Origin of the sequence: Maribacter sp. (assembly GCF_049667165.1) — a bacterium.
Taxonomy (GTDB): Bacteria; Bacteroidota; Bacteroidia; order Flavobacteriales; family Flavobacteriaceae; genus Maribacter_A.
Genome location: NZ_JBATHS010000172.1, coordinates 1 through 7678, shown reverse-complemented (window position 1 = coordinate 7678; position 7678 = coordinate 1). Strand labels below are relative to the sequence as shown.

At 37.9% G+C, this 7678-nt stretch carries 8 protein-coding genes and 1 pseudogene; 2 read left to right on the top strand and 7 right to left on the bottom strand.

All coding sequences use genetic code 11. The features are described 5' to 3' along the window. Positions 1-141: twin-arginine translocation signal domain-containing protein (locus tag WBM98_RS09085; protein ID WP_424365705.1), on the bottom strand; the 141-nt coding region annotated here is incomplete at its 3' end. A gap of 162 nt (positions 142-303) precedes the next feature. Beyond that, on the bottom strand, positions 304-1917 hold the full coding sequence (locus WBM98_RS09080; protein ID WP_424365703.1) for a sulfatase family protein: 1614 nt from the start codon (positions 1915-1917) through the stop codon (positions 304-306). Between the two features lie 154 nt (positions 1918-2071). On the opposite strand from WBM98_RS09080, the gene WBM98_RS09075 reads away from it, so the two are divergent. After that, positions 2072-3061, top strand: coding sequence for an SDR family oxidoreductase (locus tag WBM98_RS09075; protein WP_424365702.1), 990 nt, complete (start codon positions 2072-2074; stop codon positions 3059-3061). Here WBM98_RS09075 and WBM98_RS09070 read toward each other — a convergent pair whose 3' ends face one another. The 3 genes from WBM98_RS09070 to WBM98_RS09060 all read right to left on the bottom strand — a co-directional run bounded on the left by WBM98_RS09070 (position 3062) and on the right by WBM98_RS09060 (position 5322). Beyond that, entirely contained in the window at positions 3062-3664 is a 603-nt protein-coding gene (locus WBM98_RS09070; RefSeq protein WP_424365704.1) for an FMN-binding negative transcriptional regulator, read from the bottom strand. It lies immediately after the preceding gene. A gap of 348 nt (positions 3665-4012) precedes the next feature. After that, positions 4013-4474 (bottom strand): IS200/IS605 family transposase, encoded by a 462-nt coding sequence (tnpA, locus tag WBM98_RS09065; RefSeq protein ID WP_424365701.1) that lies wholly within the window; start codon positions 4472-4474, stop codon positions 4013-4015. A 2-nt stretch (positions 4475-4476) separates the two neighbouring features. Then, positions 4477-5322: an endonuclease/exonuclease/phosphatase family protein gene (locus WBM98_RS09060; protein WP_424365700.1), complete on the bottom strand. Its 846-nt coding sequence runs from the start codon at positions 5320-5322 to the stop codon at positions 4477-4479. A gap of 64 nt (positions 5323-5386) precedes the next feature. On the opposite strand from WBM98_RS09060, the gene WBM98_RS09055 reads away from it, so the two are divergent. After that, a complete protein-coding gene (locus WBM98_RS09055) occupies positions 5387-5782 on the top strand; it encodes a VOC family protein (RefSeq protein ID WP_424365699.1) in 396 nt (131 codons plus the stop codon). 65 nt (positions 5783-5847) lie between these two features. Here WBM98_RS09055 and WBM98_RS09050 read toward each other — a convergent pair whose 3' ends face one another. Beyond that, a complete protein-coding gene (locus WBM98_RS09050; RefSeq protein WP_424365698.1) occupies positions 5848-6357 on the bottom strand; it encodes a nuclear transport factor 2 family protein in 510 nt (169 codons plus the stop codon). Between the two features lie 1115 nt (positions 6358-7472). After that, a pseudogene (locus WBM98_RS09045) lies at positions 7473-7678 on the bottom strand (hypothetical protein); the annotation flags it as partial.

The following is a 7678-nucleotide window of genomic DNA, read 5'->3' as shown; positions in this document are numbered from 1 at the left end:
CCTGTTCAAAGACCATTGGGCTAGGGATATATTTGGTCCTGCATAGTGCGTTGCATCAGAAGTAAAAGAGGATAAAGGCAGGATTGAAGCGGCTACCGTTCCTAAGGCGGTTTTCTTGATAAAAGATCTTCGGTTTGTCATGCTCATATGAATTTAAAGTATCGAATTATTCAAATTTACTATTAAAATAACTACCTACTATTGAAGGCTATTCTTTGACCAAAATCGGAACGTTGATGCTTCATGGTAAAACGGCACCTTTCAATAGCACAATGTCCTATTCTAACAAAATCCTAAATTAGGTTATTTTGATTTTCTAAATCTTTGATCCAAATTCTTGGGATATCTTCCTGCTTGTTTTTCCCACCAAGCATCGAGTTCTGTTTGGAGTTTTTCCTGAATCCCCAGATAATCATCATGCCCATATACATTTTGGGTTTCTAAGGAATCCTTATCAAAATCATATAATTCATAAATGGGATCACTGTCTTCAATGGCTTTACGTATCAACTTCAATGCTCCTGATCTTATCATACAGAGATTGCTTTCCGGGGAATTGCCAATAATGGAGAATACCTTGTTTTCCCATTCAGTTGTAATGTTTTTCCCATCAATTAATGGAAGCAGGCTTCTAGATTCAATTTGGGGTAAGCTTTTCCATTCAGTGTCGCCAGCTATATCCAATATAGTTCCGTACAGGTCTATGGAATTAACCAATTCCAGCCTTACTCCTTTATCGTTTTGCCCAGTTACCGGTTTAATAATCAATGGGATTTTGGCGCTTACATCGTACATCTGGCCTTTAAAAAATGCCCCATAGGCCGAATTAAAGTCACCATGGTCAGCGGTAAATATAATCCAGGTGTTATCCCATATCCCTTTTTCTTTCAAAAGGTCGAACATTTTCCCCAAGTAATGGTCGATCATTGATATTTGCCCATAATAGGCTGCTAGGATTTCTTTATATTTATTTTCGTCCCATGCCGCGCGTAATTTCTTTGCCAATTTTCCGCTGCGTTCATTCATTTGAAATATGGGACTATTATCTAAGGTTTCATAAAATCTAGGTCCAAGTACGATGTCTTCTGGTTTGTACATCTTATCCCATGGGGCAGGGGCCAAATAGGGCTGATGTGGCCCAAATATGGAGGTGAACAGAAAGAATGGTTTTTCTTTATCATTGTTTTCTATAAATTTCATTGATTCGTTTACAGTCCACGGAATATCATGCTGTTCTTCCGTTCTCCAACCAGTTCCCATAATAAAGTTATAAATACTATCGAATGATGCAGGAGTTCTGGTTACTGCTTTGTAATTGTTTTCATCATCATCAAAAAATTCCACTACATCCTTCTCACTATCCTTGAAATAGCCGTCTCTCAACCATTTAATATATTCAGAATGTTTGTCGTCGTTTGAATACGTTGAGTATCCAGCATCGTTCAATGCTTTGAAGTCAAATCCGTAATTACCATCGGCAGGGTAAAAGTGAAGTTTTCCCGACATACCTGTGCTATATCCCTGATTCTTAAGTCGTTCAGGGAGCAAATATTGTTTGATTTCAGTGGTACCAGCTACTTTTTCTTTGAACGGAACCCAGTTGGTAACAATTCCACTTGCAGGCGGGAATAATCCGGTTTTTACCGCTGCCCTTGATGGGGCACAGACAGGAGATGGACAATAGGTGTTTTTGAACAATAGACCCTCATTTGCAAGGGCATCCAAATTTGGAGTTTTTATGATTGTGTCACCCATAGAGCCGAGCCTGTCAAATCTCATTTGATCCGCCATAATCAGAATGATATTTGGTTTTACGGACTGCTTTTCAACTACCTTCTTTCTCTCAGTCTCTTGGCAAGATAAAAACAGCATGAGACTAGCTATAAGAAATCCAAACTCTATATAACGATACTTCATAAAAGTTTATTTAGGTTTTATTCGACCATTATTCTTTAATGTCACATTTAAAGTACAATAAAAATAACCCTTTTCATAAATTGGTCTATGAATTTATATTGGCCACGTAATTTGTGCTTTTATGTTTATATTCATACACACTTAAGAACAAAAAATGAAAGTATTATTTATAGGAGGTACTGGGAATATTAGTTCAGCCTCCAGTCGATTGGCGATACAAAGGGGCATTGACCTCTATCATTTGAACAGGGGCAGTTCAAATGTCCATATTGAGGGAGTCAGGACTTTACTTGGTGATATTAATAAACCTGATAGCCTATCTGTACTGGAAAAACAACAATGGGATGTGGTGGTGAACTGGATCGCTTTCACCCCAGAGGACATTGAAAGGGATATTTCACGCTTTAAAGGCAGGACAAAACAATATATCTTTATAAGTTCGGCCTCCTGCTATCAAACCCCTTTAAGTTACCCCATTATCACGGAATCAACCCCGCTTTGTAATAATCTATGGGATTATTCCAACAATAAGATACAATGTGAAGACCTCTTAATGAAGGCTTATAAGGAAGAAAAATTTCCTATTACTATAGTGAGGCCTTCCCATACCTATGATACGGTAATACCGATCGCCATAGGAGGATTTAATGAATATACTACGGCAGATAGAATCCTGAAAGGTCAGGAAATCATCGTGCATGGCGATGGCACTTCCCTTTGGACCGTGACCCATTCCGATGATTTTGCAAAGGGTTTTGTGGGCTTGTTGGGATTGACCCAGGCCATTGGTCATGCTTTCCATATTACTTCGGATGAACTATTGAGTTGGAACATGATTTACAAAATTCTGGCTGATAGTCTTGGGAAAGAAGCCAAGGTGGTTCATATCGCCTCTGACTATATCTGCGCCATTGAGCCTTCCTTTACAGGTACACTGCTGGCCGACAAAGCCGAAACTGTGATATTTGATAATACCAAGATAAAGACCTTTGTACCCGATTTCAAGGCCACCATTCCCTTTGCCCGAGGTATCAAAAGAACATTGGACTGGTTGGATCAGCACCCGGAAAGGAAGTTTGTCAACCCAGATAGTACCGAAAAGATAGAACGTGTATTGAAGACCTATAAATCACTACGCGTATAGTTATCCCTTCATTAGCTTTGCTATTTGCTTTGAATTAGGGTTTTGACAGCTTTCCAATTCTGAAATAATCTTGGGATGATCATGTTCCCTACCTTGGGATAGTTTATAGGCAGCTTGTATAGTAGTTATGGTTATTTGAAAACCGACCACCCCTTTTACCTGACGAAGGGTCTTTTTGGATAGGTTGTTTAATGATATGGGGTTTTTGGAGTGGGCTTCGTACTTGTCGACTAATTTGTACATGGACTCCAATACTTCTTTTTCACTTAAGACTTTTATTTTACCATATACGTGTACCGCGATATAATTCCATGTAGGGACTTCTTCTTCTTTGTACCACGATGATGAGATATAGCTATGGGGTCCGTTGAATATACATAGGACGTCAGCATTCTCCTTAAAATATTGCCATTGTGGATTGGCCTTGGCGATATGACTCACCAAAATGTCATTTCCATCTTCGTCTATATCCAATTCCAACGGTATGTGGGTAGCCCAAGGCTTGCCATCAACTTGGTTTATCAAAATTCCAAAGCTATTTTCCTTGAGAAAGGTTTTTACTTGCTCAATATTTTCGTTCTTATAGTGGTGTGGTATGTACATATTGGTTATTTGTGTTTTCATATTCCGTACCTAACGGCACGGGTTTCAGGTGTATCTATTTTGATTCTACCGATATGTGGTCCCCAAAGGGACCTTTTCTTATTTTGAAAATCCATTTATGCGTTCTTGGTTTCGGGATAAAAAATACGCACTCTTGTTAAATTTCATATGCCGTACCTAACGGCATGGAGTTTAGGTCCGTCTGTTTGATTCTACCGTTATGCGGTCCCCAAGGGGACCTTTTTATATTCTAAAAAGCCATTTATGCTTTCGTCCCTTTAGGGACGGGAAATGGGTAGCTTATTTTCATGTTATGCTTTTACCGTGCCTTTAGGTACGGCATATGAATCAACTTATGGCTTTTAAAATATACCGCTCATCAAAATCAATTTCAAATTCCTTTAAAAATCGGAGGTATTCATCCATAAAAGATTCCTTTTTGTGATGCTGTTTTTGGTTCCGAACATATTCAATTACCCTTGGTAAATCTGATTTTGAATTTGAAAATGCACCATAACCTGCCTGCCATGAAAAACGACCATTAATAAACCCCTTTTTATTAATCCAAGCGGAAGAATCTTGCTTTACATTCTTCATTAAATCCGATAAGGATTGGTTCGGTCGCATTCCAAAAACAATATGGATATGATCTGTGGTACCATTAAATTGTAAGACCTTATGACCCTGATTTTGAATTATGCCTGTTATATATTTATATAATTCATCTTCCCATTTGCCTGAAATTAAGCTTTGTCTGTTGCTAACGGCAAATATCGTTTGAATGTGTATTTGGGTATAGGTATTGGCCATGCTTATTGCTTTTCTTTGCGAACAATTGAGATTAAAACAGGCAAATGATCGGAAATATGCTTATTGTTCTCCATTCGGTCATCAATATGAAGGTATGATCGCACTTTAAAGCCCTTTACAAAGATATAATCGATCCTACGGTCTAATTTCATATGGGGGTCGAACCCATTAAAAGTACCCTCGGGCCCATAAAAGCTTTGTTGGGTGATGTCTTTGCCATCGTCCATTTTACTTTTGATATAATGGATCGGCGCTTCTTCAGGCTCCAGATTCAAATCGCCCATGAACACCACAGGATGGTGCGTATCATTGATTTCCTTGATTTTATCAAGGATCAGCTGGGCTGAATTTTGTCGGGCCTCTTTGCCGATATGATCAAAATGTGTATTGAAAACATAGAACTTTTGATGGGTTGATCTATCTTCAAAAAGGGCGTAGGTACAAATCCGTTCCATGGCGGCATCCCAGCCTACCGATACTTTCGTTGGAGTAGGGGAAAGCCAGAACGTATTGCTTTTCAATACCTTTAGTTTTGTTTGGTCATAATGAATAGGGGAGTACTCTCCTTTTTGCTGCCCATCGTCCCGACCAACACCCACATAGGAGTAATTCGTCAGCGCACTATCGATATAGGTCACTTGGCGATGTAAGGCCTCTTGCATACCAAAGATTATCGGTTCATAATGCCGAATCAGTTTTACCATACTTTCCTTGCGATCGTTCCAGTTATTTACGGTATCGTTAACATTATCGTACTTGATGTTATAGGTCATTACCTTGAGATCCTGACTATGTATACCTGGGGCCAACAATAGTAGGAGTGCGAAGATGCTTAGATTTGATTTCATCAGATGTGCTATTTTTTTTCGTAAATTAATACAAAAGATAATTATATCTGGGCAAACTAAAACTATGAAAGGCTATTTACATCAAATTCACCCAGTGCTCCCCGTAAAGAATGTGGTAGACGCATTGGATTTCTATGTGAATCGCCTTGGGTTTAAGATTGCCTTTGCAGACGATAGTAAAAATCCCACCTATGCAGGAGTTATTCGTGATGGCATTGAAATTCATTTACAAAGGCATGATCCCATCGAGTGGGAATCTGAATTAGATAGGCCTATGCTTCGAATAGTCACTGAGAATATCGGGACTTTATATGAAGAATATTTTGAAAAAGACGTTTTCCAAGCTCATACTTTATTAAAGGAAACTGCTTGGGGCACCCGGGAGTTCGGTTTTTTTGACCCTGATCAAAATGGATTGACGTTTTATAGGGATAGGGATCTAGGGGATGCATCCTTTTAATCTTTTGGGAATCTTAATCCAGAGGGAAGAATAGGGAAAGAATCTTAATCAGTGTCTATTTGTTATTACCTTTCAGCTGCCATACCACCAATGATTAACCAAGTGTCCCCATATCTCTTCCAAGTATGGGTAAATTTCTTGTTTTCCTCTTTTATTACGTTGTTGTCTTTATCTGTCCATAGATAATCAGCATCGTAGAAAACAATCACCACACCCCCAATAGCGTTCGCCGCTTTTTTGAATAATTTATAACTGTATTTTAAACTAGGATCTTGATGAAGTTCAGGTATCCAAACGGCTATCCCACTTTTGGCAGCCACTCCATCTCCAAAATTTGGGTAGCCAATAAAATCATCGTGCCAAAGTTTCTTATAGGCAACGGTGTCCATTTTTAAAACATAATCCCAGTATTGCTCTTCCATTTCCCAAGCTTCGTTTTCAAGATTTTCTTTGCTAATAGCCGGTACTTTTGTTTCTTCTTTTTCGGAATCTTTATTGTTTTGATTGCAACTGGTCGTGACAATTGATACAAACAGCATAATCATACCGAGAAACATTAATTTTGTTGTTTTCATTTTTAAAATATCAGGTTAAAGGTAATCTGGTGTATTACCCAAACTGTTAGTATTAGCAAGTAGGGTCGGTATTTTTTGTTATTTCTTTTATCGTAGAAAATCAGCCCAATTAGAATCATGTAGATAATTCCGTATTGTACGTTTTGGGTTACGCTCTCTGACCAACTGAAAAAATGGGGCCCGATTCGACCAATGGTTGGTCCAAGAAAAACTGTCGCGGTTCCTATGATGTATCGCATATGTTTGGAAGCATTTCTTCGATGATACATTGCCAATGCATAAAATAGGATCAATAGCACACTATCCGCCAAGGGGAAGAATAGAAATTGTGGTACATCTGAATGTATAATCCGTATCATTTGGGGAACAAAGGATAAAATCAACATCGGGAATACGATATAGGATAGCTTACCGATTTTTTTATGTAATCTGTTCTTTCTATTTATGATGAGAAGGGGTTGAACAATAAGGAGAAGGATCCAAATGGAGGCAATAAAAGCATGAATATGAATAAATATAGTTATGTTTTCTTCAAAATTTGGAAATTGAACAAAGTACGTTTTGTAAAATCCGAAGAATGTCAATGGAAGTAATAACAGTAAAAAGTAGCCTAAATTTCTATATGCTTTTTCCATGGACTTAAAATGAAGTTGAAATAGGATTTATTTTATTTAAATTGCCGCAATCGTTCTTTTATTCGTGCTATTAAAGAGGTTGATAAATTGAAATGTAACACCCTTAAAGTTGAAGCCAAATTTAAATGATGTGACCTATCCTCAGTTTAAGCATAAGTGTATTGGTATCAAACGGTTGCTAAATCGCGGCCTTGTCGCAATAAGGGGCATTTTTGGATATTGACAAATATCAAGACCTCAATTTCTAGTTGGTTTTTTTTAAATCTTCTATTAAATTGGTAAGAAACGACGGTTCAATTATGCTTTTATAAATTTCTTCATCCCTAAATCGACACGTACACTTTCGCCAAGGACTTACGGGGAGTATTTAAAGACTTTATTCCCTAAAAGTAGGATGTGGCCGATATGGCGGAAGAATTTGATTATGGATTACATTGAGTACATTAAGGAACATGTAACACAAGCCCATACGATATGGCCCTAATAAATTATATTATCCAATATTCGATCTAGATTGCGCTCCATAATAGTGAACTTTTTATCCGTAAAGAAAATCGCATTTACTTCCTTACGCAACTCCATAAGTTCCATATTGGAGAAATAGTGCAAGTGTACATTTTGTTGGATTTTTTCCAGACTTTCATCCTCCGAATCACCGCTAAACTCGTTGTACATTTTAACGAAGG